The organism is Marivirga tractuosa DSM 4126, from assembly GCF_000183425.1.
Lineage (GTDB): Bacteria > Bacteroidota > Bacteroidia > Cytophagales > Cyclobacteriaceae > Marivirga > Marivirga tractuosa.
This window is the reverse complement of the sequence record NC_014759.1, coordinates 1,354,470-1,380,211: the sequence shown is the minus strand read 5'-3', so window position 1 is coordinate 1,380,211 and position 25,742 is coordinate 1,354,470. Positions and strand designations below refer to the sequence as shown.

General features: G+C 35.2%; 20 protein-coding genes. 17 read left to right on the top strand and 3 right to left on the bottom strand.

Features of this window, described 5'->3' with window-relative positions:
• Window positions 1-6: 6 nt before the first annotated feature.
• Window positions 7-570, top strand: a complete 564-nt coding sequence (locus FTRAC_RS05575; RefSeq protein WP_013453256.1) for a YdeI/OmpD-associated family protein — start codon at window positions 7-9, stop codon at window positions 568-570.
• A 33-nt stretch (window positions 571-603) separates the two neighbouring features.
• On the opposite strand, the gene FTRAC_RS05570 is transcribed toward FTRAC_RS05575, so the two are convergent.
• On the bottom strand, window positions 604-2,853 hold the full coding sequence (locus FTRAC_RS05570) for an FUSC family protein (RefSeq protein WP_013453255.1): 2,250 nt from the start codon (window positions 2,851-2,853) through the stop codon (window positions 604-606).
• 252 nt (window positions 2,854-3,105) lie between these two features.
• On the opposite strand from FTRAC_RS05570, the gene FTRAC_RS05565 reads away from it, so the two are divergent.
• The 4 genes from FTRAC_RS05565 (at window position 3,106) to FTRAC_RS05545 (ending at window position 11,690) form a co-directional block, all read left to right on the top strand.
• Window positions 3,106-3,549, top strand: a complete 444-nt coding sequence (locus FTRAC_RS05565; RefSeq protein ID WP_013453254.1) for a histidine kinase — start codon at window positions 3,106-3,108, stop codon at window positions 3,547-3,549.
• 809 nt (window positions 3,550-4,358) lie between these two features.
• Entirely contained in the window at window positions 4,359-5,117 is a 759-nt protein-coding gene (locus FTRAC_RS05555) for a Ser-Thr-rich GPI-anchored membrane family protein (RefSeq protein ID WP_013453252.1), read from the top strand.
• 11 nt (window positions 5,118-5,128) lie between these two features.
• Entirely contained in the window at window positions 5,129-10,486 is a 5,358-nt protein-coding gene (locus FTRAC_RS05550) for a T9SS type A sorting domain-containing protein (RefSeq protein WP_013453251.1), read from the top strand.
• Window positions 10,487-10,490: 4 nt separating this feature from the next.
• Window positions 10,491-11,690, top strand: a complete 1,200-nt coding sequence (locus FTRAC_RS05545; protein WP_013453250.1) for a caspase family protein — start codon at window positions 10,491-10,493, stop codon at window positions 11,688-11,690.
• Between the two features lie 442 nt (window positions 11,691-12,132).
• Here the strand turns inward: FTRAC_RS05545 and FTRAC_RS05540 are convergent, their stop codons facing one another.
• Together FTRAC_RS05540 and FTRAC_RS05535 are read right to left on the bottom strand one after the other, a co-directional pair.
• Window positions 12,133-12,819 (bottom strand): LytR/AlgR family response regulator transcription factor, encoded by a 687-nt coding sequence (locus tag FTRAC_RS05540; protein ID WP_013453249.1) that lies wholly within the window; start codon window positions 12,817-12,819, stop codon window positions 12,133-12,135.
• Complete coding sequence (locus FTRAC_RS05535) at window positions 12,816-13,841, bottom strand: sensor histidine kinase (RefSeq protein WP_013453248.1); 1,026 nt, start codon at window positions 13,839-13,841, stop codon at window positions 12,816-12,818. The genes FTRAC_RS05540 and FTRAC_RS05535 overlap by 4 nt, the downstream gene beginning before the upstream one ends.
• A gap of 203 nt (window positions 13,842-14,044) precedes the next feature.
• Between FTRAC_RS05535 and FTRAC_RS05530 the strand changes: the two genes are divergently transcribed.
• The 12 genes from FTRAC_RS05530 (at window position 14,045) to FTRAC_RS05475 (ending at window position 25,707) form a co-directional block, all read left to right on the top strand.
• Window positions 14,045-15,745 (top strand): serine hydrolase domain-containing protein, encoded by a 1,701-nt coding sequence (locus tag FTRAC_RS05530; RefSeq protein WP_185094435.1) that lies wholly within the window; start codon window positions 14,045-14,047, stop codon window positions 15,743-15,745.
• A gap of 3 nt (window positions 15,746-15,748) precedes the next feature.
• Window positions 15,749-16,639 carry a CPBP family intramembrane glutamic endopeptidase gene (locus FTRAC_RS19190; RefSeq protein ID WP_013453246.1) on the top strand — a complete coding sequence of 297 codons (891 nt, stop codon included), beginning with the start codon at window positions 15,749-15,751 and terminating at the stop codon, window positions 16,637-16,639.
• 199 nt (window positions 16,640-16,838) lie between these two features.
• On the top strand, window positions 16,839-17,414 hold the full coding sequence (locus FTRAC_RS05520) for a hypothetical protein (RefSeq protein ID WP_013453245.1): 576 nt from the start codon (window positions 16,839-16,841) through the stop codon (window positions 17,412-17,414).
• 85 nt (window positions 17,415-17,499) lie between these two features.
• Window positions 17,500-18,048, top strand: a complete 549-nt coding sequence (locus tag FTRAC_RS05515; RefSeq protein ID WP_013453244.1) for a hypothetical protein — start codon at window positions 17,500-17,502, stop codon at window positions 18,046-18,048.
• A 359-nt stretch (window positions 18,049-18,407) separates the two neighbouring features.
• Complete coding sequence (locus FTRAC_RS19185) at window positions 18,408-20,165, top strand: ligand-binding sensor domain-containing protein (RefSeq protein ID WP_148230044.1); 1,758 nt, start codon at window positions 18,408-18,410, stop codon at window positions 20,163-20,165.
• Between the two features lie 62 nt (window positions 20,166-20,227).
• Window positions 20,228-21,118 (top strand): hypothetical protein, encoded by an 891-nt coding sequence (locus tag FTRAC_RS05505; protein ID WP_185094434.1) that lies wholly within the window; start codon window positions 20,228-20,230, stop codon window positions 21,116-21,118.
• Between the two features lie 151 nt (window positions 21,119-21,269).
• Window positions 21,270-21,620, top strand: coding sequence for a 4Fe-4S binding protein (locus FTRAC_RS05500; RefSeq protein ID WP_013453241.1), 351 nt, complete (start codon window positions 21,270-21,272; stop codon window positions 21,618-21,620).
• Between the two features lie 373 nt (window positions 21,621-21,993).
• Complete coding sequence (locus FTRAC_RS05495; RefSeq protein WP_013453240.1) at window positions 21,994-22,824, top strand: heparin lyase I family protein; 831 nt, start codon at window positions 21,994-21,996, stop codon at window positions 22,822-22,824.
• A 538-nt stretch (window positions 22,825-23,362) separates the two neighbouring features.
• A complete protein-coding gene (locus tag FTRAC_RS05490) occupies window positions 23,363-23,866 on the top strand; it encodes a sigma-70 family RNA polymerase sigma factor (RefSeq protein ID WP_013453239.1) in 504 nt (167 codons plus the stop codon).
• A 4-nt stretch (window positions 23,867-23,870) separates the two neighbouring features.
• Window positions 23,871-24,164 (top strand): hypothetical protein, encoded by a 294-nt coding sequence (locus FTRAC_RS05485; RefSeq protein WP_013453238.1) that lies wholly within the window; start codon window positions 23,871-23,873, stop codon window positions 24,162-24,164.
• Window positions 24,165-24,317: 153 nt separating this feature from the next.
• Window positions 24,318-24,881: a class I SAM-dependent methyltransferase gene (locus FTRAC_RS05480; protein ID WP_013453237.1), complete on the top strand. Its 564-nt coding sequence runs from the start codon at window positions 24,318-24,320 to the stop codon at window positions 24,879-24,881.
• A gap of 76 nt (window positions 24,882-24,957) precedes the next feature.
• Complete coding sequence (locus FTRAC_RS05475) at window positions 24,958-25,707, top strand: DUF1835 domain-containing protein (RefSeq protein WP_013453236.1); 750 nt, start codon at window positions 24,958-24,960, stop codon at window positions 25,705-25,707.
• Window positions 25,708-25,742: the final 35 nt, after the last annotated feature.

Here is a 25,742-nt window from a genome sequence, read left to right as displayed (position 1 = left end):
CAACTCATGAACAAAAATGAAAAATGGCAACAGGAGCTGAAATTTTTAAGAGCTATTATCAATAAAACAGAATTGGAGAAAACCCAAAAATGGGGAGGGGAAGTCTATACTCTTAATAATGGAAATATTTTAATGATAGGGGCATTTAAAAATTATGTCAGTATATGGTTTTTCAACGGTGTGTTTTTGAAAGATACTTATGATGTTTTAGGAAATGCACAAGACGGAAAAACTAAAGCCATGCGCCATTGGCAATTCGTTTCAGTGGAAGAAATGGAGGAAAATAAAATCATGGAATACATCCAAGAAGCAATTGAAAACGAGAAGAAAGGCTTGAAATGGAAGCCAGAGAAATCCGATGAAATTGAAATCCCTGAGATTTTTCAAGAAGCCCTTAATTCTAATAAAGAATTTAAAAATGCTTTTAATGAACTTACCCCATTTAAACAAAAAGAATATATTGAACACATTGATTCAGCTAAAAGAGAAGCTACAAAAATCAGTAGATTAGAGAAAATTAAGCCTATGATTTTGGATGGGGTAGGGTTGAATGATAAGTACAGGAAGTGAGCGGTTTTAGCAAATCACAGTTGAAGAAATAATTTAGCGTGAGGAGTCTTCCTCAAGAGACTTCACCACTCTCTTCAAATTCCCCGATATTGTAACTAACCATTTCAATTGGTCTGTTATTAAACGGCTTGCTTGCAAATTTTTTCTAAATTCAGGATCGATGGGTTTAAGCTCTTCTTTTTCTAGCTCTTTTGTTCGAATAGCTACAAGATTTTCAAATCTTTCTTCCAGGTGTTGATAGGCTTCTTGTAGTTTTTCTGCGGCTACATTTTCTGTCTGTGCTTTTTGAAGCAGAGTCTGTAGACCTTGCCTCAAATTAGTATCCACAGTTTTTAAAATGATTTCAAAATCTTCTGATACTTCATCGTTCTTTCGATTCAAAATAAATGTTCCTAATGCAGCACTAGCAGCCAAAAAGGTGTGATTTAAGCCTACGATTTCGTTGATCTGACTTAAATTTTCTTGATGTGATTTAGGCTCCTGGCTCATTCTTTGAAAAGCTGCATTTAAGTTACCCATTTCCAGAAAGGCCTCTTTTCTTGCCAGTTTGTAATCCGTCAGGCCTTCCGATTGGTGATAGAATCGATTGATTTCATTTAAGTATTTACGATTGGCTCTTAAGGTTTGAATAATGCTTGTTTTTATACTATCTGATTCCCATGCTGGCCAAAGAAGTGATCCAGCACCAAAAGCAATGGAAGCACCAATCAGAGTGTCAATCACTCTATATTGTATTACCTCAAAAGCATCAGGATTGATAAGTGCATAAATAAATACAATACTAGTGGTTACAAATATGGAAGAGGTTCTATAGTTTTTCTGAATAAAGCTCAATGCCATGGTGAGCGATAATATGGACAGAACAGCATAGACATAACTGTTTTGTGTAATCAACACGATGACAGCAGCAATGGCTGCCCCAATTAATGTTCCATATAATCTATGCTTCGATCGTTCTTTGGTCAAGGTATAGCCTGGACGCATGATGACGACAATGGTAAGTAGAATCCAGTAGGTATTATTAAGGGAAAAATAGGTTCCTATCCCAAATCCTAATAACATAGCTATTGTTAATCGTGCTGCGTGTTTAAATATTGGAGATTTGAAACTGAAATTTTCTTTAAGAATACTAGGATCATAATCTTGTTGAGTGATAAATTGCTTGCCTTCCTTACTTTTTAATCCAACACTTTCTCGATTTTCTAGATCATAAAAAATTCTTTCCACCGATTGAATTTTTTGCAGTTGATTTTCTTCATAGTCTAGCAAATTATGTAGTAAGAGTGCCCCTTCACGTGCTTTAGGGAGCTTTATTTCCTGAACATAGACTTGAATGCTATCCCTACATTTTTGAATCATGGGTTCTAAGTCATCTCTATGTTCGAGCTTTCTGCCTTTTTGCAAGGTAACTGCCATTTCTTCCAGTCTGTTGGATAATTTAAAAACCAAGTCAATAAATGGACTGACAAAATGCAATTGATTTTTAAATAGAGTATTGATTTTTTCATAATTAGCCGGATTGGCCATTGAGAGTTCCAGTATGTCAATCAATTCAATAAAAATAAGTAGCTGCTTTCTTTTGTAATTGGAGAATCCGGAGCTCTGTCTTTCATTCAGTAGCAGCTCTCGTAAAGATTCATGAATAGCATTAATGTTGACTTGTAAATCATACAAGTCATTTTTCAACTGTTTCTCATCCTGTTTGGCAATAGCTAATTTTCCCCTGATTTGAATATATCTTGCGGTTAACTGGAAACATTCAGTCAAATTATTATTGATTTGACGTTTTTGGAGGAATGGATGGAAAAGGCTGGAAAGTAGTAGATACCAAAGTCCTCCAATCCCAATAAACATGGCATTAATAAATATTGTAGCCCCAATTTGTTGATGGGCAAAGCTTAATACAATAGCTAGCAAACCAGCAAATGAAATTAAGGAAGCTCTGAAACCATAAACTGAGATATAGGATATTCCAAAAATGAGTATAGCCATTACAGGCAGCAATAAGTAAAGGTTTGCAGCCGCATATGTGACAATAATTGTCGATAAGACCGCTATTGCTGATGCTATTAAAATCCCAATGCTTTTATGCTTGCGACTACCCGGAACATCACTACTTGAAGTTAAAAATACACCAATCGAAATACTGAGGAAGTAGGGGAGTTGTTCAACTTTTAACCCAATCAAAACAGGCACTACAATACCGAAAGTGACCAAAACGGATTTAAGAAAATCTGGGCTTTTGAGAAAATTTTGAATCTTTTGGAAGTAGTTTTTTGTCATAGAATGTGATGGCTGTTTTATTGTACTTAAAAGAAGGTAAATCAGTTCGGTTTTCTGGCTATTTTTTTTAATTATTATGAAGTAATTAAAAGATAGAAAAACTCTAAGTGCTCATAAAAGATATAGAAATATTGTAAGTGCTGTTATGGTAAAATGTGAGTTTTTATTTACAAAAAGTAAAGCCTATATTTACTTATGTAAGTACTTAAATGGTGTATCGAACAAATAATAGAATTTATTAATAAGCTTTTTTTGGCTGATGATTGGCCGGCTCGTTGGGTATGTGGGGAATGGTCATCATTTCATGGTTGGCTATATATAACAAGTGATATTGCCATTTTGTTGGCCTATTTTGTTATTCCTGCTATCATTATTTTCTTTATTCAAAAAAGGCATAATCTCCCATTCCTACCTGTTTTTTGGTTGTTCGGTGCATTTATTATTTTGTGTGGTAGTACGCACTTAATTGATGCCATTATGTTTTATTGGCCAGGTTATAGACTTAGTGCATTATTAAGGGCGTTGACTGCTCTTGTAAGTTTGGCAACAGCTTTTGTTTTAATTCGGGATTTGTCAAAGTTAATAGAAACTAAGCCTGAGGATAAACTCAAAACCTATCAGTTAGAAAAACAAGTAAAACAGTATGAAGCAGAGATTGAAGCACTTAAGCAGCAATTGGATAATCAACAGGGGTAATGCTTTCCGATCGTAAGTCCATTTTGCTTTTACAAAATGCTGTCTTGGTTGTGATTGCAGCACTGATTACTGCTGTTATTTTTATAATCGATTTACGTACAGATAGTACCTTGGCGGTGGCTAGTATTTATACCATTGTTATATTATATAGTTGGCTTATACCTGGAAAGCATACCAGTATCTATATCGCTATATTATGGACTTCTTTTACTGAATTTCAATAGTGAATAAATGACAACATTTCACATTTTTTAATAACTGGAAGTAAGGAACGGAAAACTTACTGCAAGATGAGAGAAGCATTCGAATGCCTATTAGTTACGGTAGTATTAATGTATAACAGAAGGAAACGGTAATTGTGAGTGATATTTTGAATTACGATTTTGGAGAAAGTTCAGTATTCTATACCGATTTATTAGGCAGTTTGATAGAACTGAAAGATTCCTTTTTAGGGATTCGAAAAAAATAATAAGAATACAATTGGAGGCTTCACACTTAATTGATCTCTGTTTTTGATAAATGTAAATCTTCAAAATCAGAAAGCGCTTTATTTAGGCTTTTTAATATTCAATTGTTTTAAATTATTAGGCTATGATCAGAGATTATGAAGTAATTGGAATTTTTATTTTTAATCAATGAAAAAAAAATCAATATTTTGAACTTTTTCATATAAAAAAAGTGTATTTACTTATAAGATAGTTAGAAAAAGTAAATTTAATAATTAAATAATACTAAAAATTGCTTAATTTGCTAGTGAATTTTTTATTATTATTTACTTTTAGCATGGCTAAAACTTAAAATTTATCAAGATGCGCATTATTCCTGCAGTAAATAGATACTTCTTTTTGACACTTTTTGGAGTGCTTTTGACTATTTCTGTTCAAGCACAGCGAGTTGAAATCAAGGAAATATATTTCGAAGAAGCCAAAATACACATTCTTTACAAATTGGAGGACAGTAAAAATGATAGAGCTTATCAAATTAATATTTATAGTTCCAAAGACAATTTCATTTCCCCTTTGCAAGCGGTGGATGGTGATGTAGGGGTGGAGATTTACCCGGGAGATACCAAAGAAATTGTGTGGGATCCATTCGAAGAATTTGGGCAGGATTTCAGTGATGATATTAACATTGAAATAAGAGGTAGGGTCTATATTCCTTTTGTAAAGCTGGATGATTTCAATTACGAATCTTTAAAAAGAGGCAAAAGCTATGAAATTACTTGGACAGGTGGAGCTTCAAGTAATATTTTAAATATTGCTTTATATAAAGGAGATACCAAAGTAACGGTTTTTTCAAATATTGCTAATGTTGGAGAGCACACTTTATATATTCCAAAAAAGACGGAAGTGGGAGAGGATTATAGATTGCGTATTTCGGATAAAAATAATAAAGATGATGTGGTTTTTTCTAAGGAATTTGCTGTAAAACGAAGAATACCATTAGCATTACAAATTGCACCGGTCGCTCTTGTTGGTGCTGGAGTGTATTTTCTCCTTCCCATTTTGCAAAGCGAAGAGGACGGCTTCGATAATCCTCAAGGACCACCTAATTTGAATGAGAATTAAATAATGAGATCATGAGTAAATATATACTTATAATTATAACTCTTTGTTTTCTTCGAGTTACTCCTTTAGCGGCTCAGCTTGAGGGTGGCTCTCAAGATGCAGATGAAACTAATAAATTCAGAGCCATTGATTTTGATGGACAGTTTATTTCTGACGTAATCGAATATAAGGGAAAGATTCTTGCTTTTGGGAAAGGAACTATTTATACCTACAACCCTGTGGATGAAAAAATCAATATTTTGATTGATAAGATCGAATTGGAAGCAGAAGTAGCAAGTTCTGGCGAATTTGTTGGGATCTACAGTATGATGATAAATGAAAAGCTATTTGACGTTTTAGTCTACAATTTTTACGACCAAAACAGAGATATTTTAGGTGCTGGCTATGCTGTGTTGAATGATCCAAAGCATTTTAACTTCGAAAATAAAGGTGAAATATTAGAATTTATCCCTGAAGGACAAGGATATTATGTAGAAAAAGTGAATGGGAAAACAGCCTTAGCTACAGGTGGTATCGGAGAATCAAGCTACAGTATAGTTCGAGATGTTTTTTCATTGAGAGAATTCAAACATGGTACTATTTCTAGTAATGTCTTGTTTTTTGTAGATTATAAAACCAGTGATTTGAAGACCCCAATCTTATATAAAATTGCAATGGGAGAGTCTCCCACTAATGTTTCGGGTGTTACTGAATTATATAGTCATGATTTAACTATTTTTAATGATAATGCAGTCTTCGTGAGTGCCGCAAAAGATTTGACCACAGCAACTGGCGAGAAGGGCGAAACTGTAAAAGTCATTGAATCAGGGCTGGGAATGAAGAATCTCTTCACCTTCGGGGAGGATATTTTCTGTTCTTTCATTCCAGGAGATCAGCAAATCTATGTTTTTGATTCGAAATTTGAATTGATCCGAAAGGTGAGTGGCTTAGGGCCTGATGGTAAGTTTTTGACAAACGGATTGAATAATGTGTTGAATTTGACCCCAAATTTAGTAGCTCTCGAAACAGAGAACTTGGAGGTTTTATTATTTGATTCGGAATTAAATCAATTAAATGAAAATAATATTATTACTTCAGAATTCCCTTTATTGAATGTTGGATTAGTAGATAAATTAGCATTCCTTTCAACTCGAAGTTTGACAAATCCGCCTATTGAAGAGGTAAGTGTTTTAGATATATCAAAAGGTGTGACAGATTTACAATTTAAATTAGAAGTGCCTGTAGCTGGTTATTCAGTTCATGACACTTATGCCAAAACAACTAGTGGATTTTACCATGCTGCAGCGAACAAGAAAAATGGCTTTGAAGTGTTTATAAAAAATGAAAAAGGGTTTCAAGTAGCGGAAGAAATAGTTAATACAGGCTATGAACAAGCTGTTCTAGAGCAATTGAAAATTTTAGAGGTATTGCCTGAATACTCTACTTATCCAAAAAGGATTTTGAATTTCAATGGTACAATTTATTCACTTTCTCATTTGCAGATGCCGGAGTCCTATTCTAACGCTGAAGCACAAGAGGCAGGGTTTAATACAGCGGTGAGGGACATGAATTTTCTGTATAAACTTAATAGGAGACCAGGAATTCCATCGCCATCATCCTTCTCTGTAGATGAAAATGCAGCAGCAGGCACAGTATTGGGGACTATTTCTGCAACTGATCAAGATGATGATAATCTTTCATTTCAATTAGTTTCAGGAACTGGCTCAACAGACAATAGCAAAGTGACTTTGAGTGGAAGTGAGTTAACTTTGGCTGAAATACCCGATTATGAAACTGATACACTCTGGACAATCCGTGTACAGGTAAAAGATCCTCATGGTGATAGCCGTAGTAGAACTATTACTATTGATATTAATGATGTCAATGATCCGCCTACTGGGTTGGATTTAACCACGGAATATGTATCGGAAAATCTATCCATAGGAGATCCTGTAGCTGGTATAGAAACGGTAGATGAGGATGAAACAGATAATTTCACTTATTCACTTGCTGTCTCTAATACTGATCCTGGGATTGCTGATGCTGACAATCTTTCTTTTAGTATATCTGATTCTGTATTAGTGTCTAATACTACATTTGATATAAGTTTGAAATCGGAATATTTTATAACTTTAGAGGTAAGCGATAAAGGAGGGGCTACCTATCAGCAAGCCTTTGTTATTAATATTACCGAAGAAAATGAGGTTCCTACCGATATTTTACTAGATAATAGTAGCATAGCTGAAAACCTCACAGAAAGAACTTTAGTGGGAACTTTAGATACGGAAGATGCAGATGCTAACGATGATAATGACGATACAGATGATGTTGATTTTACTTATGCTTTAGTTTCGGGAAATGGTGATGATCATAATGATAGCTTCGAAATTTCATCAGATTCTCTATACGCAATACAGTCATTTGATTTTGAAGCTACTCCTAATTTAAGTATTCGCATTCAAACTACCGATCCTAATATGGCCACCTTCAGTAAAGTGTTAGGAATTAGTGTTACAGATGCTAATGATCCTCCCACTGGAATTGTATTAAGTAGCGATAGCATTGACGAAAACCTGAATAGTGGAGCTGTTGTCGGTGTCCTTGATGGAGAGGATCCTGATGAGATAGAAGAATTTAGCTTTACTTTGACTGATGAAGCTAATTTTCCAGATAATACTGCATTTTCAATTAACGCTAATAATGAGTTAATACAGTCTGCTGAAGGACTAAATTTTGAAAATCAGAACATTTATGAAATTAAATTACAATTAACTGACAAAGAAGGTGAAAGCATAGACAGTGTTTTTACGATACATGTAGTGGATATCAATGATGCTCCAGCCGATATTACTTTATCAGAAAATACTGTTAACGAAGAAGTGAATAATGCTATTGTTGGTCAATTGACTGTGATAGATGAAGATGTTTCAGATAACCACACTTTCGGTCTGCCTAAAGACTCTCTGTGCAATGACAAATTCCAAATTTTGACGGGCAATGAATTAGCGCTTTCAGCACCCTTAAATTTCGAAGTGGATGATCAGCTATATGAAATATATGTAGAAGTGAGTGATATATCTGGTGCAGTTTTCGGTAAAATCTTTGAAATTGAATTGTTAGATGTAAATGATCCTGTAGACACTTTGATAATGAAAAGAACAATTATTAAAGGAGGGCTTTCTTTTGAAGAGAAAGTATCTAATATTGAATTAAGAGATGAAGACTTAGGAAATAATATTTCTAATTTTTATCCTAGAGAAGATTATGTTTTGTCTTTGGTAGACAATAGCAATTTTCCTGATAATTCAAATTTTCAGATAACATATCTTACGGAGGATGGATTATATGCCTTAGAAGCAGCAACAGACTTAACTTTTGATGTATCTGCCGATAACCTTTATGAAATCAAGATGGAAGTGATTAATTTGGATGTCAGCTATGAACAATCTTTTACAATTGAATTAGTTTCTGAATCGACAAATACACCACCTACTGAAATTTCTATCTCTAATGACAGTGTATTGAGTGTAGCTACAGTTGGTACTGAGATTGGAATATTAAGCTCGGAGGATGATGAAGCTGACACACATACCTATTCTCTTGCCAGCGATAATTCTAATAATGATAATGAACTATTTAGTATAGCTACAGACAGACTAATTTTGGAGGCTAATTTAAAAGACAGTACCAATGATAGTTTTATTGTTGCTGTGATCAGTGAAGATAACGGAGGTTTAAGTCTTGTCGAGGAAATTACTATACATGTAAAAGAATTTGAAGATTCAACTCCTCCGCAAATTACAGGAGTTACTGGAGGTGATCGCTCGGTTCAGGACGACAAGAATAGCTATGAAATAAGTGGGAGCGTAACGGATGATATTTTCATTGAAAGCGTAGAGCTAGAATATGGACCCGTAACTAGCAATGAATTTACAAAGAAAGATATTGTTGAATTGGACGGGGGGCAATTTGCTAGTAGCATACCTACTGAACAAGGAGATGCTTTCGGTCTCAAAGCTAGAATTATTGCAGTTGATACTTCAGGGAATAGCACGGCTTCTGATACCGTTTATTTTTATCGGGAGATATCTTCTTCTAATGCTTTGGCAACCTTGCCACAAGAAAATATCGGCAAAGGAAAAAAGAGTGCAGATTATAGAATGTTCTCCGTACCCTATAATATTGAGACACAGAATAGATCAATTAGAGATATTTTTGAAACTTCTTTAGGCGAAACCTATTCGGATGGGAATTTCAAGGTATATCACTGGAATGCGGAAAGTGAAAGTTACGAAGAGTTTCTTTCAATAGGTAACATAGAAGCAGGTGAAGCTTATTGGTTTAGCACAATCTTAGAGGAACCAGTCATTAACTTTGGAGATGGAAATGTGTTTCCTTACAAAACCGGTAATAAGGCAGTTTGGAACTTAAAAGCTGGATGGAATCAAATTGGTAACCCATATCCTGTAAGTATTGATTGGAATTTGATTCAAAGTACCTACCCTGAGATCAGTGATCTTTATAGTTTTGGTTCTGAAGGTTATACTGCTCAGGCAACGCTCGCTCCTCACCAAGGTGCTTTTGTTTTGGCACAAGAGGATATAAGTATCACCGCAGATGTGTCAAATAATTTAGTACAAAGGAAGAATCCCATAGCTTCAAGCTCAACAGCATCTCTAGAATTAGCATTTAAACTAACGCAAGGAGAATTAAATGCAGTAGGTGGAGTAGCAATGCATAAAGAAGCAAGTGACGGATTAGATGGATTAGACCAAGCTAATCCTCCCGCTTTAGGAAATCATGTTGAAATTAGTTTCAAACAGCCAGAGTCAATTTGGGATAACTATCGATGGGATGTTGTGCGAGAAAAAGACTACCATGTGTGGAGCTTTAAAGTTAATGTGCAAAATAAAGATCAGTTTAGCAGTCTTTCATGGGATGCTAGTGATTTTCTCCAAGGCCAATTCTATTTGGTTGATCTGGCAGGCTTGCAAAAAATTGATCTAACGCAGCAATCAGTTTACCAATTCAGAGGTGGAAAACAACGTCAGTTTAAATTGGTATATGACCGTTTTTCAACAGGTCGATTTGATTTAGGTACATCCATGATTGGAGTTCCGTATCCAAATCCTTTTAAAACTGATTTGTTTGTGCCTGTAAATATTTCTGATCAAAACAATTCAGAAGTGACCATTGAAGTTATGGACCTCAGTGGAAAGATAGTAGCAAAAAAATCGTGGAATAGTGAATTGAAAGATGGCTATCAATTGTTGTCTTTTGGAAGCACTGATGACCCTACCTTATTAAGCGGTGGAGTTTATTTATATCAGTTAACAATTAAAGAGAACAGTACTACTGTAGAAAAGATGGGAAGAATCATAAAACATTAAAACAATGAAAAATTCAATAGTTTCAAAATATATACTAGCATTTAGTATTGTGCTGCTTCATGCTATGGGAGGGGTTGCGCAAGCAGTTTCTTCAAAGACGGCCGCCATAAAAATTGATGAAAGTGCCAAAACAGGAGATAAAATGGTGATGCCAAGCATCAGTTGGATAAATCCTAATTTGGAATATACTAATAGTACTGAAAATAAAGTGGTCTTTAAAGCAAAAATAAAGGCTTCTGACGGATTACAGTCTGTTTCAATGGAAGCATTTAAAAAGAAGGATCATACTAAATTAGGTTCAAAGCAGTTCACTATTGCTGCAGGTCAGAAAGAAATGACACTGGAAGAGGAGCTATTCCTGCCTGATGGCGACATTATCTTCGAGGTGCGTGCTTCGTCGATATCAGGAGGTTCAATTTTATCTCAGCGTTCAGTTTTAGTGGGAATGAATGCTATTAAAGATGCAGTTGCTATCGATAGAAAAGATTATGCATTAGTTTTTGCAACGAATAAATATGATAACTGGTCAGATTTGGTCAATCCGGTCAATGATGGAAAAACGATTGCTGAGCAATTGAAGAAATTATATGGATTCGAAGTGGAAGTTGTAGAAAACCCAACTCAGAATGAGGTGTTTGAAAAGATTTTGGAGTATAATCGAAAAAATTATAAGCCACAAGACCAATTGATGATATTTTTTGCTGGACATGGACATTTTGATGAGGATTTTGGTGAGGGCTATGTGGTAGCAAAGAATTCTTTAGCTAGTGATAAAAGTAAAACATCCTACATATCTCATGCTCGATTAAGGTCTGTTATAAATAATATTCCCTGCGAGCATATTTTTCTAGCAATGGATGTTTGCTTCGGAGGAACTTTTGACCCAAGAGTTGCTTCAAGTCGTGGTTTAGAATCGTTTGAACAAGATGATAAAGAGATGTTGGCACGCAAGCTCTCCTACAAAACTAGAAGATATTTAACTTCAGGAGGTAAAGAGTATGTTTCAGATGGGATACCTGGAGAACATTCTCCTTTTGCGAAAAAGCTTTTGGAGGCCTTGAAAAGTTTAGGAGGCTCCGATCGAATTCTTACCTTAACCGAGCTCAATACTTACCTTGATAGATTAAAACCTGCACCAAGAACTGGGACTTTTGGTGACAATGAGTCTCTAAGTGATTTTGTTTTTGTAGGGCAGGAGTTTTAGAATTATTGTAATAGAATGTTATAATTAGTAAACAAAAATAGTTCAGGGAAAATTTATATTGGATTTTAATTCATCTGCAGATTTTTGAAAAATCGGTGTTATTATAATTGCTATTCATTGGTTGTTATTTACAGAAGAACCTGCCCAAAAAGCCTTGGGTGAGTCAGATACAAGCGACCAAAGTAAAGATATATGCTTATAACTCAATCCTGACTTTGCCAGCAGGCAGGCTTCTTCTGGGAAGTGCCACTCAAAGGGAAGCAAGGATATCGTGCCTTAAGATAAGCACTTGAAAAATCAGAATTTTCATTTTCTAGTGTAAAAGAAATGAGTTTTCATTTCAAAAAGTCTTGCACATGCTTAACAACTATTATCCAATAATCTTCTCAAAATACTACCTTCAATACTTATTATATATAGGCCGTTTTTAAGCAAGCTCTTTTTAGCTTAGTTCATTCAGTACAACCTTTCTGTAACTACTACTGATAGGGATAGTTTTCCCATGAATATGCAGTTGATGTACTTCTACTTTTTCAATGTGTCGAATTGCGACAACAAACGATCGATGTACTTGCATAAATGTATCGTCAAGCTTGCTCATAGTTTCTTTTAGTGTGCCCAATACCAATATAACTTCGGATTTAGTAACATATTTGCAATAATTGCCATCTGCTTCTACAAACCAAATATCATTGAGCTTCACCCTATGGATAGCGGTGCCACTTTTGATCGATATAATTTCATCCACATTATCTGCAGAAACCTCCTTCGGGATGCTGATTTCACTTTTCAATTTATTTACAGCTTTCAAAAATCGTGTAAATTCAATAGGCTTAACTAGATAGTCCAGCGCATCTACCTGATAACTATTCACCGCATATTCACTGTAAGCTGAGGTGAAAATCACTTTTGGCTTTTGGGTTAAGGTTTCGAGTAGTTCAAAACCATTTAAGCCTTGCATATTAATGTCTAAGAAAAGTAAGTCGACTGGGGTAGTTTGAAGAAATGAACTTGCTTTAATCGGATCAATAAATGTGGCAACTAATTCAAGTTGATCAATCCGCCCAATATACAGAGAGATTACTTCTAATGCTTTTTTTTCATCATCTATCGCCACGCATTTGATCATAATGAAATCTTTAATTCTACTACAAATAAACCATTTTTTTGATAAATATTGAGATTATGTTGGTCTGGGTATATTAATTCTAGCCTCTTTTTAACATTCAAAAATCCAATTCCGCTTGAGGGAACTGGTTCAATGTGATCCACAATCTTATTGGAAATATAAACGCTGAGCTGTTTTTTTTCGCAACTCAGCTTACAGATAATTTTATTCTTTTCCGTTGAATTTACTCCATACTTAAAGGAGTTCTCAATAAAGGGAATCAAGATCATGGGAGCTATGGAAGAATTTTCATTTATCCCACTAAAATCAGTTTCGACAATTACTGAATCCTCAAAACGCAGTTTCTGTAGATAGATATAATCTTCTATGTATTGAATTTCATCTGACAGCGCTACTTTTTCCAGGTTTGCTTTGTCAAATACATATCGCATCATTTCCGATAGTTTTCTAATCCCTTCAGCTGTTCTGTCATCTCCACTCTGCAGGGACATGGAAAATAAGCTATTCAAGGAATTAAACAGAAAGTGAGGATTAATTTGATTTTTCAGGGTATTAAGTTCGTTCAACGCCTTCCATTCACCCATCGAAATTCTTTGCTTTTCATTGATAAACCAGTCTTTGGAAAAACGATAGGCGAGTGCCAACATCACAAATAGCATATTAAAAATACTTACGGTGATAATAATCTCTGATAATGTTTCCGAATGATCTTTAGTTTCTCCGATGAAAGCAAGGTCAGTAATGACCTCTATGAAGGAAAGTAGTAGGAAAAGTATGACTAGTTGAATGACAAATACTATTATCCCTCTTTTGCGGAGGACTTCCGGGATTAGATAAAACGAGATGCTGTAAAATACTCCCATGTTGATAATAGTCCCTGTAATAGAAGGCCACAAAAGACTTCCATTGCCAGAATTGAATACTCCAATACTTAAGTCAAATTCTGGGTAATTGAGTAAAAGAAGACCAATTGTCAAAATGCTAAAGTGTATAAAGATCTCCCTTGTTGAAATGCTTCTCATGTATCAAATATAGCGGTAAAAGCTTATGAGCTAAATATCACTTGATGAATTATTACAATTACTTGACGAGTTGGCTTATAACATACATGAATAGCCTTCAAGCACTAATAAGGTCGATTCACATAGTATATAATATGGATAGTGTAATTCTTTTTCTACAGCTGAAAATTATGCGGAGTATTGCTCAAAATAAAAATACGCATATGAAAAATTTATTAATGACCCTATTGCTTTCGCTTGCGAGTCTGACTGGAATGGCGCAGGTGAATGTAGAGAAACTAAAACAAGAGTACAAAGAGGAATTTGAACAAGTAATGAAGAAGAGTAAGATCCCAGGTTTAAGCCTTTCGTTGGTTTCGAAAGATTCTGTCGTAATGGAATTAAACTTGGGGTATTCTGACGAAAAATCAACTGAGGTAGTTAACTCACAAACTCTTTTTGGGCTGGGCTCTGTCACAAAAGTTTTTACTGGTGTTGCGGTGATGCAACTTGTAGAGCAAGACAAAGTGCGGCTAGATAATTCGTTAAATGAATATTTGCCACAATTTCACATAAAAGGCGAGCATAGCAAGGAAGTAACGGTGAGAAATGTGATGACTCATCACTCAGGGCTGCCTTCTGATGTGATTAAAGGGATGTTTACACAAAATCCTGAGCACTACACTAAAGTTGTTGACTATATGAAGGAAGAGTATTTGGCGGGTAAACCCAATCAAATCAGAGCCTATTCTAATCCTGGATATACACTTCTAGGGCATATGGTAGATGAAGTTTCAGGCAAATCCTATCCAGATTATATGAAAGATGAGGTACTGGCTAAAATCAATATGCAGCAAACGGGATTCAATTTGAGAGACCAAGCTAGTGCTTCCTTTAACAGTAAAGGTGAGGCAAAGCAGGATGTCTTATTGAGAGACATTCCTGCAGGAGGCATGGATAGTAATAATGAAGAAATGGTCAAATTTTTGACTTCCTTCCTCAACAAAGATGAAAATTTACTTAGCCGAGCTAGTTATGATCAGATTTTTCAAGAACAGTATAAAGACCTCCCTCTCAATTTCGGGAATAGGTATGGACTGGGTTGGACTTTAACATCTAGGCCTCATACTGGTGAGATCTATACGCATACAGGCACAACAATGTATTTTAATTCGGCTGTTGCTGTAGCTCCTGAAGTAGGCTTGGCAGCGGTAGTGCTAACAAATGCTGAAAAGGGTGGACGTGCTTTTGGTAAGATGATGTCATTGATCGATAAAATGGCAGAAGATTTAGGTCGTGAAGCAAAGCAGGATGAAAAAATTGAATCTTTTGAGACAGATGAGGTGATAGATCTACCACATGAGGTAACGGATCAATACGTTGGAATTTACGCCACACCAGGCGCTATTCTTAAGATCTATAAAAAGAAGGATAAACTCTATTCTACTTTACAAGGATTGAAAGTTAGACTTCTTCCTGTTGAGAATAATGTATTCATTCCTAAGATTTTACTTTTCAAATTTATTCCTCTAAAGCTGAAGGAAAACAGATTCATGTTCGAAAATATTGAGGGCTATAATGTAATGACTCAAATGGAAATCGGATCAGGTAAGGAACTGCTTGCGCTCAAAATGGAGCCATATGAAATAAGCAATAGTTGGAAGGACCGCCTAGGTAAATATAAGGCAGTGAACAAGCTCGAAGGCGAGATTGATTTTTTTGAGGACTTCGAACTGCTTGAAAGAGATGGTCTGCTGATCATGCTATTTAAACAAGGTGAGCAAAAAATTGAAATGGCATTGGATATTGTAGATGATTCTTATGCAAAAGTTGCAGGATTAGGTCGCTATTCAGGACAAAGCCTTCAAACCAAAGGTGATCAACTACAATTCTTCGGAATTCAACTTCAAAAATTAACAAAATAGACTATGAAAAATTTAAATAATAAGGGATGGCAATTTGTAGGACTCACAATTTTGCTATCCGCAATCCCGTACTTTTTTATTATCTCAGAAAGGAATGTAGATAGTAGTTGGACACTTCTGTTGATGTGGATGCCCGCTTTGGCAGGTATTATAATGCGCCTGGTTACCAGAGAGGGACTTTTCAAAGGGTTAAATTGGAATCCGTTAAGAGATTGGAAGCTTGTTTTGTTAGCAATATTTCTACCCTTTACTATAGAAATAATTTCATTATTAGCCATCCTTTCTTTGAATGCTGCAGAGTTAAAAGGAGGTTTTCTTTTGATCGAGGACGGGAATATAACAATTAGAGGTACGGCTTTACTGCTAGGTGCCGATTTTCAGCCTTGGTTCGTATTCATACCCAACTATCTCCTTTCGTATACAGTTGGGGTACTATTCTATAGTTTGATGTTTGCTTTCGGAGAGGAGTACGGATGGAGAGGCTATTTACAGAAGCAATGGGCGCCAAATAATAAGAAATTGGTAGGATTCATAGCTATTGGAACGATTTGGGGTTTATGGCACCTTCCTGGCATACTTTTAGGTCATAATTTTCCGGATTATCCTATTCTGGGAGGTCTTATTCTGATGCCGATTACATGCATAGGTTTTTCATTAGTGTTTGGAACCACCTTTAACAAAAATTATGTGATTTGGGTACCTGCTATACTGCACGGTGCGGTCAACATTAGCTCAGAAATCACCAGTATAGCGCTTGTTGAGAACTCTATTATGAATACACTGTACGACACAATATGGTTAGGTTTATGGGTTTTGACTGCTATAGGCTTTTATTGGAAGTACATGAAAAGTAGACAGCAAAGTTTAGCCAAAGGAAAAGCAAATGCTCTCTAAAGTAAAAAATGGCTCTGGTATTTTGGACACTTCTGCTCCGGTGGAAATAACCATAGAGGAAATAAGATCAAAAATGAACTGAATTTTTAAAATAGAATTATTTTACCACCCAATTATGGAGACAAAGTAATCACCCAATCTAAAGATTTTTGGAATCATGAAAAATGTATACTTTTGTACCACTTATAAAGAATGTTTTATGAAAAAGAATTATCTAAAATTTGCCGTAGGATTAATTGTGTTTTTTCTGTCTCAGACGAATGTAACAGCTCAAGATAAAGCCTTACAAAATAATTATATTGGACTTCTTCCGGCCATTCTTGTGGAGCCCTATGATACTGTTGACGCAGTTGAAGTGAATTTTATTCCTATTGTTTATGAATTCAGAATAAAGGAAAGAAATGACTTGGGTTTTCAAGTCCGTCCATTACTTAACTACAGATTTTTGGAAGATCGATCTGGTTTTAGCCAAGTCGGAGGTACATTAGTTATGAACAAATACTTCCTAAATCTTTTTGATGATGAGTTTTGGCTAAAGCCTCAATTAGGAGTTTATTATACATATGCCTACAATCTATTAGATAAAATTCAATCCATGACTTTGGGTATAGAACCAGGGGTCTTCATGGAAATTAATGATGACTTTTCCATGTCCTTAAATTTACAACCAGGTATTAATTATTATCCAGATCAATTTTCACAGGATTTTGTCAAAACTGAAAGTGGTTTCAAAGGTCATTTTGGAATTATTTTTCATATAGGGTATAATTTCTAATCAACGTAGCCAGAAATAGTTTATGACTTCTTATTGAACTAGTTCTTGATGTAAAATCACATGTAATCCACCAACGTAAAAGGCCATGAAAAAAATAGTTGTACTGGTACTAATTTTAACGGCTGCTGTAGGCCTTTGTAGAAATCCACTTTTAGCCCAAGAAGAAAAAAGGTTTACTTTTATCGGGATAAATCCAAGTGTGACGGTTGAACCATTCTACGAGGAAGGAGAATTCGATATAAATATTTTTCCGGTCGTTTATCAAAGATCCTTGGCAAAAAGATTTGACATTAGATTGACTCCGCTATTAAATCTTGGCATAAGAAACACTGGAAACAAAATAAGCCAATATGGATTTGAAGCGGCTCTTCCAATCTTTTTTAAACCAAAGGAAAACAAAAACGATATCTCAAAAGGATTTTTTGTTGCTCCGATCTTAAGTGTGACGAGAAATAGAATTGAACAGAATAACATAGGACTTTGGATTGAACCCGGATACAATTTGCTGTTTGAGGATAAATTTGCCATGACATTTGGACTTCAATTGGGTGGCACTAATTTCACAGATGACGATGGAGAAACCAAGTGGGGAAATCATTTCGGAATAAAAATAATTATTGGCAAATGGCTGTGAAGGTCGAAAATGGTGGCGAAAGCTACATGCCTTCCTGCAATTGGAGTTTTCGTATCGGAGGCAGGACAGGCTGTCATCTCTTTAAGAGAAGCATAAATTTGAATTAGACTTTTTTTAGTTTTACAGCCTTGCAGCGATAATTTTTTTTTGATAGTAAACCATACCAATACAGTGAAAAATGGTGTGAGTAATGCCTATATTGCGGATATATCTGATCATAAGCGGAATAGATAAGTATTATCCCCCAATTTAGGGGAGTAGAATTTACAGATTAATTATCAACTTTGAAGCAAGAAATTCTTCACAAAGAAGTGTAAAATGAGAAGTGACTGCTTGGAATAATTTTCTATATGGGTAGAATGACAATAAAAAAATATATTCACGAAAGTACATTCGAACTGCTAAAGAATCTGAATAAGACCTTTGATTACAGGCATTATACATTTGCTTTGTATTTTTGCTTTTACACTACAGTTTCCCAAGCGCAATCCTACCAAACCTATTTCCAAGATGCTTCCAAATCCTACCAAGAAGCTCAGTATGAGGACATGCTGGTAAGTGTCAAGAAAGCTCAAATGCTTAGACCACATCACCAAACGCTTAATTATTATCTGGCGATGGCCTATGTTCTTAATGACTCCATTGATAGTGCAAATTATTGGTTAAGAAAAGTGGTGTCAACTGATGCTCAAAATTATGATTTAGCTAGAGATGATTTCCAGCCTCTAAAAAGCACTAAAGCATATCAAGATTTGATGGCCTATCAGACAGAAATGATGAAACCCGTCATCAACTCCGATACAGCATTTGTAATTCCAGATGAAGAGCTTCATATAGAAGATGTTGCTTTTAATCCTTATGATAAGAGCTATTTGTTGAGTAGTATCAATAAGCGCAATATTTATTCATTTAAAGAAGGAGAATTAAAACCGCTTTTTGAAAAGTCCTTTCCTGTAGCCATTACGGGTATGGTAGTTCAGGATGCTATTCTGTGGTTCACAGGTGCTGGTTTTTCTCAGGCAGGATTAGATGAAAATGATCCTAATTTAGAAACTTCCAAATTGTATAAATCTGATTTGAAAACTGGTATTGTGTTAGATAGTTTCTCAGTTGAAGATAGTAAAACAAATGTTTTTGGCGATGTGATTTTATCTGGGAGCGGTACAGTTTTAGTTTCTGATAGTAAAACCAATAAAGTCTACAGACTTGAGGGTGGAAAATTGAAAGAATGGATCAGCTCTGATGAAATTCTTTCCTTACAAGGAATAGCACAGATAGATGAAAAATTGTTTTTGGCTGATTATGTGCAAGGACTATTTGTTTATGATATTGAGCAGAACAGTTTCCATAAAATAGAATCTTTACCCGATTTAGCTTTAAAAGGAATAGATGGTTTATATGCTTATAGAAATGGTTTAATAAGCATTCAGAATGGAGTGAGCCCTCATCGAATCTCTTATTTGGAGTTTGATGATGAATATACTAAAATCAAAAGCTTTAAGTACTTGGAGAAGAATCATCCAGCTATGGGTGAGCCTACTTTAGGCTATCTTCAGAACGATTCATTGGTTTATATAGCTACAAGTTTTTGGGGATTAAATGAGAATGGAAAAGTTATAAATGAGAAAGGGATTAAGCCAGTTATTCTAAGATTGCCTTTACCCAATTCTTCTAAACCAAAAGTAGAAAATCAATATTGCAATTCTGAAAACCACCGAGCCTTTGATTTTTGGTTGGGCAATTGGGAAGTTTATAATAAAAAGGGAGATCATATAGGTACAAACAATATTCATCTCATACAAAATGGATGTGGCATTCAGGAAAACTGGACTTCCAATGGCAGAGGAGCAGGAACAAGCTATAATTTCTATGATGTGAAAACTGAGAAATGGTATCAAAGCTGGATTTCTAACTCAGGCAATGCTTTACTTTTGAAAGGAGGTTTTACTGACGGTCAAATGCAGATGCAATCAGAAATTGTTAATGGAAAAATTGACCGGATTAAATGGATTCACCAAGAGGATGGTAGTGTTCACCAAATCTGGGAAATATCTACCGATGATGGGAAAACCTGGAAGGAAGCTTTTTGGGGCAAATATGTGAGAAGTGAGGAATAATCATTTATGAAATAAACGAACAAGTGGTAATGCATTTTAATCTAAGATTCATAAAATATTTTTTGATCATATTATTGTTGAGCAGCTATCAGCTATTCCCACAGCAAGTAGCTGATTTGGATTTCCCCATCCATATAGAAAACCCTAAATATACTGGAGTTGAAACAGCGATAATTGGAATTGATGCTTCCCATAATAATCTTCATACGCTAAAAACAAATTTTGCTCCTTTTGCAAAGTTGGTTAAAGCGGATGGCTATCAATTTATTTCCATTAATAAAATTACTGAACAAATTCTAGATTCCTTGAATATTTTGGTGATTGCTAATGCGTTGGATAGTTCTAATGTACGCAATTGGAGACGGCCAATTGCTAATGCATTTTCTGAAAATGAAATTGAAATAATTGAAAAATGGGTAAAAGAAGGAGGAAGTTTACTCGTAATTGCAGATCATATGCCATTTGCTGGTGCCACAAATGATTTAGCCAAGAAATTTGGCTTTGTTTATGAAGACGGATTTGTTTTGAAACGAGGAGAAAGTTCTTGGCCGCCAGATACATATTCAAAGCAAGAAGGTAATTTGTTCGATACGCCCCTCACTCAAGGTATAGACTCTTTGGCAGCTTTCACAGGTTCCGCTTTAAGACCTCCAAAAGATGCCACCATCATTGCTAGATTTCCTGAAACTCATACGCTCCTAGTTTCCGAAGTGGCATGGCAATTTGATGAAAGCACTGTTGAAAAGCCTACTGAAGATTTTGTAATGGGAGCAATCATGAATTATGGGAGTGGTAAAGTGGCATTTTTTACCGAAGCGGCTATGTTTACAGCCCAAATTGTGCAAGATCAATATAAAGTTGGTTTTAATTCTCCACTAGCTCCTCAAAATATGCAGTTCGTTTTAAATACAATCCATTGGTTGGATAATGGTAGATTGGCCGATAGAAAGTGATGATTCACTTTTATGAGTCTCAATATAGAACTAGTTTAAATAAGATTACTCTTCAATTAATTTTTACTTAAGTATTGTCCGTTCAAACTTATTCTTTGTAATTTTGTTGTTATACTAACTAAATTAGCTAACAGCTTAAATTTTTTCAGTTATGGCAATAATGATAACAGATGAATGTATTAATTGCGGTGCTTGCGAACCAGAGTGCCCTAATACAGCAATATATGAAGGTGGTGTTGAATGGAATTGGGCAGGAGGGACTTCACTTTCAGGAAAAGCCAAATTAATAGACGGAACAGAGGTAGATGCGGAAGAGATGCAAGAGCCTGTTTCTGATGAATTTTACTATATCGTGACAGGGAAATGTACAGAATGCACTGGCTTCCATGAAGAGCCGCAGTGTGCTGCAGTTTGCCCGGTTGATTGTTGTGTGGATGATCCAGACAATGAAGAAACGGATGGTGAGCTAATGGCGAAAAAAGAATGGATGCATCAGGAATAGTAACTTTCTGATTTTAAAATATGTAAACCCGTAAGGTCTTGAACTTTGCGGGTTTTTTGTTTTCAGTGATATTACAAAGGCATTTTTTCTTTTAACCCAATTTCTAATACCGGGCTGGTGCGAGCTATCCAGCTCGTACCATTGTTTTTTTGGCCCGAGCTGGGAAGCTCGCGCCTACGGTGTGTTTTATAATTAATGTTATATATTTAGGTAATATCATTTACTAATACCAATTAACCAATTGTAGATGATTTGGCTTGGTCAACGGAAGTTGTATAGGGTATCAAGTAACTTTTGTTGTTTTGTACGCAGAAAATTAAGTTGAAGTAATTTACGTTTTTATATAGTTTTTTCTCTCACATAATCGAAAATAATGGCAAAACTAGTTTTGATTGGGATTGTTCTATTCTTTTCATCTTGTTCTAATGATGACAATACAAGTCCTGAGCTCGAAAATGAAATAGATTATATATTTGAAGATGGATTTGAAACCAGAGAGAATGATTTGTTGGAGTTATTCCCCGATAATGGAAGCAGGTGGAGCAATTTACAATTGGTAGATCCCGAAAGTGGTGAAAATAAAATCGACATAGAAAGTAACATAACTAATGAAGGAAATAATTCTTTAAGAATTTATGCAGCAGCATCAGATAATACGCTGTCAAAAGCTGATATAGAGAAAAGTGGATTTAGAGCACCAGAAGGTTCAACTGTCATAATTAGAGCAAACTTCTACATAGCATCCACAAATAATATTGAAAACTTATTATTGATAGATTTAGAATGTTGCTCTTGTTGGGATCCGGATGTGCCTGATAATCAATGCCCCGGAATAAGATTAATGATGAAGGATAATGATCATTTATCTATAGAGAGGGGAAAAATATTGAATTCTACTATTGTCCAATCAGAAGTTGCATTTCCTAGAAACGAATGGGTAAATGTAGTTTGGGAATTAGAATTATCTCAAAATAGCGATGGCATTAATAAACTATTTATAAATAATCATGAGGTTATTTCAGAAAGTGGAATAAACATGCCTAATGCGAGCCTTTTTAAGACTGAGTTTGCTAATAATGGGATTGATTTTGAACTACAGGAACCCCTATTCTATGAACGGTTCCAAATTGGAGCTACTGCAAATCCAACACCTTTTAGCATTGAGCTATTTATTGATGATGCGAAAATTGAAATAACTAATTAAAACTCGCTATAACACAATTTAAAATCCTAGCTGCCTATCTAATGGCTACGCTTCTTATAATAAGCTTTAGAACGTAAAGGCCTCCAATAAAAGGAAGGGAGTTAAAAGGGCCTGATTGTACAAGCTCGGCTGCTAAGGTCCTGATGAAAGTAGAATTAAACTTCATTGATTTTTATTAAGTAGCCCTCAAGGGTGAAGGGTAATACAAACCTGCATCCATGAAAATATTTATCAAGTTAAAGACAAAGCTGTTTTATTAGTAAGGGGTGCTAAATGATTTCCATTACAATATCTAAACCCAGGCTTTGGTGTGAGAATTTGACTGCGAAAACCTCAGTGGCATATCAATCGGGACTCCCTTTTCAGTAAAGGAATCGATAAGTGTATCTCGCCAAAATAGAGCTCTATTACGAAAAAAATGCTTAGTTTTATATAGCACCGTTAATAATTATTCTGATTGTACAGAAAAAAAAATCACTTAGCCTGTCATATTTCTTCTGCTGATGTAACATACCAAGCAGAGAACTAAAAGCATTAAATGAAGAATTCATCCAACCTATCTTTTGAGCAAGTCATTGAAGACAATAAAGCTGCTATCTACAGAATCTGTAAGGTTTACGCAACTACACCAGTTGAGCCTGAAGACCTATTTCAGGAGGTAACCGTTCACATCTGGAAGGCCTTCTCAAACTTTGATGGAAGAGCTAAAATAAGTACCTGGATTTACCGGATAGCCTTAAATGTATGCATGCGGTATAAAAGCAGGATAGACAATAGTAAAAGTAATATGATACGATTAGACACAATCGTATTTCAAATTCCAGCAGCTATCCCTGATGTATCTGTACAAGAAAAATTTAATGCACTTTATGATTGCATTCGTTTACTAAATGAGATAGATCAATCCATTGCAATTTTAATTCTGGATGAACTGCCATATAAAGAAATAGCTAACATCACTGGACTGAGCGAAAACCATATCGCTGTTAAAATGAAAAGGATGAAGAAAGTCCTACTAAATTGTATAAACTCAAAATTGTGATAATATGAAAAAAGGAGAACAAGAATTTGAATGGCATGAACTTAAAGATATTTGGCTCAACTCATCTCAAACTCGTGATATTCACATTCGAATGACTGAATTACTCGATGAAGTAAAAAATAAAACCAATCAATTTGAAAAGGATTCAATTAAGAGCGATTTAGCCACTTTGAAAGCTAGTTGGCCAGGATTTGACAGAAAAGTAAGTCAGTTTGAAAAAGACTCTATTAAGAAAGATTTAGCTATCATTACTAGACTAGTAAAGAAGTTTCTTAACTTTTTTAAAAAGAATAGTTAATGCAGAGAACATTATTACTAACAAATACTAAAAATCCACAGGCGAACTGAGGTAGTTGCTAAAGGTTTGTTGAGTAAGATACTTTTACGATATTTATATATGTCCAGCCTACGGATTTTAGCTAGGCGCTGTTTAAAAGGAAAATCAGTGACCATGACCTACGACAAATACTACCAAACAGAAAACTTATTCGGAGAACCATATCCCGAATTGGTTGAGTTTTTTGCTGATTATACTAGAAAAGGGAGAGTACTTGACTTAGGTTGCGGACAAGGACGAGACGCAATTGCCTTGGCTAGACTTGGCTACTCGGTAACAGGAATTGATAGTTCAAAAGTGGGAATAGAGCAAATGAACCGAATTGGACAAAACGAAAAGTTGGATTTGGTCGGAAAAGTCGAAGATATTTACACTTTTGACCGCTTTAATGAGTTCGATATTGTTCTTTTGGACAGCATGTTTCATTTCGCCAAAAAGGACAAGGCAAAAGAAATTGGTCTGATAAAGAAAATCCTTTTGGATATCAAAACGGGAAGTCTTGTGGTTGTTTGTATTCAAGATACAGGAGGAAAGGTTCAAATACTCAAAAAAGCAATTCACAATGACGATAAGCTAATAGCTGACGAGAAATTCAAATATGTATTTGAAGACACGGAAAGCGGACATAAATCCGAAACAGACTATCGGATGGTCATCATTGAAAAGCATGATTGCTAAACTCAAAAAAGCATTTGACATTTCAATTCGATCGTTGTGAATTTCCCATGATTAGAATTTATTCAAACTTAGCCTTATGAAAAATCAATATCATATTCTAAATGGAGATTCATTGAAAGAGCAGTTTCCCAAAGAAATTGATGGGAAGATTATTGTCGCCCGTGAATGCCTTGTCGATGGAGATGTACGTAGCGCTACTTTAGACGAATTGTTTAAGCTTCGTGCCAAGTTTATTTCAGAGGCTTATGGTGACTTTTCTATAGGTGACTATTATGCACATTCTGTATCCGAATTCGAAAAAATCCTAAAGATACCGGAAAATGCGGAAGTTAACTTGTGGTTTGAAGATGACCTTTTTTGCCAAGTAAATTTGTGGTTTATCATTCATTTACTACTGACTTCTTTAAAGAAATGCAAAGTTTTTTTGATTAGACCAGCTGTACATACGCAATTTGGATTTGGAGGACTAAATGAACTCGAATTAACTAAGCTTTATATTCAAAGGACTGAAATGTTTGAATTGGACAAACTAGCAAGTCTATGGAAGTTTTATCAGAACAATAATTTAGCTGAAATGGTCAAAATAGGGCGGCAATTGGAAGAAGAATATCCTTTTATATTAAATGTGGTTGAGGCACATGTAAATAGACTACCAAATGAAAATAGCCCTGGAAGACCAGTTGAAATATTAAGAGAAATAATGCATGAATTAAAAACAGATTCCTTTGTATCCGTTTTTAGGGAGTTTAATAAACGAGCGAGTATTTATGGATTTGGTGATCTGCAAGTGAAAAGACTTTTGGACGGAATTAAGAACAACCGCTAACTGTGGTAGGATAAGTTGATTTTTAAATTCAGTCC